The organism is Allobosea sp. TAB14 (genome assembly GCF_052113865.1).
Taxonomy (GTDB): domain Bacteria; phylum Pseudomonadota; class Alphaproteobacteria; order Rhizobiales; family Beijerinckiaceae; genus Allobosea; species Allobosea spartocytisi.
Genome location: NZ_JBFRDQ010000298.1, coordinates 1 through 3,455 on the forward strand (window position 1 = coordinate 1; position 3,455 = coordinate 3,455).

At 66.8% G+C, this 3,455-nt stretch carries 4 protein-coding genes and 1 pseudogene; all 5 read left to right on the plus strand.

The genetic code is table 11. The features are described 5' to 3' along the window. The first annotated feature begins 193 nt into the window (after positions 1 to 193). Positions 194 to 1,087: an NAD(P)-dependent oxidoreductase gene (locus AB4Y99_RS26615; RefSeq protein ID WP_441525444.1), complete on the plus strand. Its 894-nt coding sequence runs from the start codon at positions 194 to 196 to the stop codon at positions 1,085 to 1,087. Between the two features lie 8 nt (positions 1,088 to 1,095). Further along, positions 1,096 to 1,779 carry an amino acid ABC transporter permease gene (locus AB4Y99_RS26620; RefSeq protein ID WP_441525445.1) on the plus strand — a complete coding sequence of 228 codons (684 nt, stop codon included), beginning with the start codon at positions 1,096 to 1,098 and terminating at the stop codon, positions 1,777 to 1,779. Positions 1,780 to 1,792: 13 nt separating this feature from the next. Continuing rightward, positions 1,793 to 2,461, plus strand: coding sequence for an amino acid ABC transporter permease (locus tag AB4Y99_RS26625; RefSeq protein ID WP_441525446.1), 669 nt, complete (start codon positions 1,793 to 1,795; stop codon positions 2,459 to 2,461). A 15-nt stretch (positions 2,462 to 2,476) separates the two neighbouring features. Next, positions 2,477 to 3,241, plus strand: a complete 765-nt coding sequence (locus AB4Y99_RS26630; RefSeq protein ID WP_133561885.1) for an amino acid ABC transporter ATP-binding protein — start codon at positions 2,477 to 2,479, stop codon at positions 3,239 to 3,241. Between the two features lie 28 nt (positions 3,242 to 3,269). Beyond that, a pseudogene (locus AB4Y99_RS26635) lies at positions 3,270 to 3,455 on the plus strand (transporter substrate-binding domain-containing protein); the annotation flags it as partial.

A 3,455-nucleotide genomic window follows, 5' to 3' on the forward strand; every position in this document is an offset into this window, starting at 1 on the left:
CCACAGGCGCGTCTTCGACACCATCGTCGGGCGCGATCCCGACCGCGCCGAGGTGACCCTGCGCCGCCATTTCGCGATCGGCGACGAATACCGCCGCCGCGCGGTGACCGGCGAGGGCGACAGGTCGGAGACGCGGAGCGCCTAGCGAAACCAAGGCGCCGATTTCATCAAAACAATGCCGAAAGAGCAGGTTATGGGACGGAACGAAACGGGCAGCGTCGGCTTCATCGGCCTCGGCACGATGGGGCGCGAGATGGTGCGCAATCTCATCAAGGCGGGGCATCGGGTCACCGTCTACGACGTCCTCGACGAGGCGGTAGCCGTGCTGGCGGCCGAGGGCGCGAAGCCGGCTGCGAGCCCGGCCGAGGCTGCGGCGGATGCCGATATCGCCATCACCATGCTGCCGGATACGCCACAGGTCGAGGATGTCGTCTATGGCGAGGACGGCCTGCTGGCCTCGCGGCTGCGCGGGCGCCTGATCGTCGACATGAGCACGATCTCGCCTGTCGCCGTCCGCCGGATGCATGCCGATCTCAAGGCGGCGGGCACCGATTTCGTCGACGCGCCGGTCTCCGGCGGCCCGATCGGTGCCAAGAACGCGACGCTGACGATCATGGCCGGCGGCGAGGCGGCGGCCTTCGCCAGGGCCGAACCGTTCTTCCGGGGCATGGGCACGACCATCACCCATGTCGGCGCGCCGGGCGCCGGCCAGGCGGTCAAGCTCTGCAACCAGCTGATCTGCGGCATCAATATCCAGGCGGTCTGCGAGGCGATCGCGCTCGGCCGCGCCTGCGGCGTCGATCTGGAGCAGATGCGCTCCGTGCTGCTCGGCGGCTCGGCGGCCTCCTGGATGCTCGACAAGCTCGGCCCCGCGATGATCGCGGGCGATGCCGGGGCGGGTTTCCGCATCGACCTGATGCTGAAGGATTTGCGCCTCGTGCAGGAACAGGCGCAGGCGCTTTCGGTACCACTGCCGGGGACCGCCCTCGTCACCAGCCAGTATATCGAGGCGCGCGCCCATGGCGAGGGCGGCAACGGCAACCAGGCGCTGTTTCGCGTCTATGACCGCATGACGAACCGGGCCTGACGGCGGCGATGGGGCTCCATCTCGACTTCTCCGTCGTGCTCGAACGCTGGCCGCTCTTCCTCGACGGCGCGGCGATGACGCTGAAGCTCGCCTTCATCGCGATCCTGACCGGCGGCGCGATCGGCACCTTCTGTGCCATCGGCCGCGGCAGCAGCAACCGCTTCATCGCCGGGCTCTGCGCCGCTTATGTCGAGACGATTCGCAACACGCCGCTGCTCGTCCAGATCTTCCTGGTCTATTTCGGGCTGGCCAGCATCGGCTTCAAATTCTCGGCCTTTTCCGTCGCGGCTGCCGCGCTCGCCATCAATGTCGGCGCCTATACCGCCGAGATCATGCGGGCGGGCTTCGAGGCGATCCCTCCCGGCCAGATCGAGGCGGCGGAGGGGCTCGCCCTCTCGCGCGTCCAGATCTACTGGCACGTCATCCTGCTGCCGGCGATCGAGAAGGTCTATCCGKCRCTGACCAGCCAGTTCGTGCTGCTGATGCTGGCSTCSTCSGTSACCTCGCAGATYTCGGCGGAAGAGCTGACSGCCGTCGCCAACTACRTCCARTCYGACACCTAYCGCGCCTTCGAGACCTATATCCTCGTCGCGCTCGCCTATATCGCGCTCTCGCTCGTGCTGCGTGCCGCCTTCTGGGCGCTGGGGCAGGTTCTCTTCCCGCGCCGCCGGCGCCTCGGCACGCCGCTTTAGGGGAGCGATCACCATGGGCGGCTCCCTCAATGCGAACCATCTCCTCTTCCTCGGCCAGGGCGCGCTCTGGACGATCGGGCTGTCGATGATCGCGCTGATCGGCGGCGGGGTCGTCGGCTTCCTGATCGCGCTCGCCCGGGTCTCGCCGAGCAAGGCCGTGCGGCTCGTCAGCGGCGCGTATGTGCAGCTTGTCCAGGGTACGCCGCTGCTTGTGATCATGTTCCTCGGCTATTTCGGACTTTCGGCACTCGGCTTCAGGATCACGCCGCTCTGGGCGGCCGGGGCCTCGCTGACGATCTATGTCGGCGCCTATTTCGGCGAGATCTGGCGCGGCTGCATCCAGGCCGTGCCGCGCCCGCAATGGGAGGCGGCGGAAGGGCTCGCGCTCAGCCGCACCCAGCGCATGCTCAAGGTCATCCTGCCCCAGGCCATGCGGATCGCCACGCCGCCGACCGTCGGCTTCATGGTGCAGATCATCAAGAACACCTCGCTGGCCTCGGTCGTCGGCTTCGTCGAGCTCGCCCGTTCCGGCCAGATCATCAACAACTCGCTGTTCGAGCCCTTCCTGATCTACGCGATCATCGCCCTGATCTATTTCGCGCTCTGCTTCCCGATCTCGCTCCTCAGCCGGCGTCTCGAACGCCGCATGGGCGTCGGCCGCGCGAAGCTGATGCCGGCCTGACGAGATTTGAAAGCCATGAGCCAGGAACGCCCCCAGGAACACCTCATCGTCGAACGCCCCATCGTGGTGCTCGACAAGGTCCATAAGAGCTTCGGCACGCTCAAGGTGCTGGACGGAGTCAGCTTCACCGTCGAACGCGGCGAGGTGCTGGTGCTGATCGGCCGCTCCGGCTCCGGCAAGAGCACGGCACTGCGCTGCATCGACCGCTTCGAGAAGATCGATTCCGGCGAGATCCGCGTCTGCGACCACCGCGTCGACGCCGCCGATATCGATCTCAGGGCGCTCAGGCAGGATGTCGGCATCGTCTTCCAGAGCTACAACCTGTTCCCGCATCTCACCATCGAGCAGAACATCACGCTGGCGCCGGTCTCGGTGAAGCGGATGAGGAAGGCCGAAGCACGCGAGCTCGCCAAGGCGATGCTGGCCAGGGTCGGCCTCTCCGAGAAGCTCGACGCCTATCCCGAGCAGCTCTCCGGCGGCCAGCAGCAGCGCGCGGCGATCGCCCGTTCGCTCGCGATGCAGCCCAAGGTGATGCTGTTCGACGAAGTCACCTCCGCGCTCGATCCGGAGCTGACCGGCGAGGTGCTCAAGGTCATCGAACAGCTCGCCGCGGACGGCATGACCATGGTGATGGTCACCCATGAGATGGGGTTCGCGCGAGGCATCGCCGACCAGGCGGTGTTCATGCATGCGGGCAGGGTCCACGAGGCCGGAAGTGCCTCGATCTTGTCGGCTCCGGCCACGCCGGAACTCGCCCAGTTCGTCGGAACCGGGCTCTAACGACCAAAAAGAAGGGAAGGAACCAAGGATGAAACGCTCTCTCACGCTTGCCCTGCTGGCGGCGACGGCCCTGGCCTGCGCCGGCCAGGCCGCCCGCGCCGACCTGCTCGACGACATCATGAAGGCSRRGAAGATCCGCATCGCGACSGATCTSGCGATCCCKCCSTCRGGCATGATSGACGGMRCSATGAAGCCGACCGGCTCGGATGTCGAG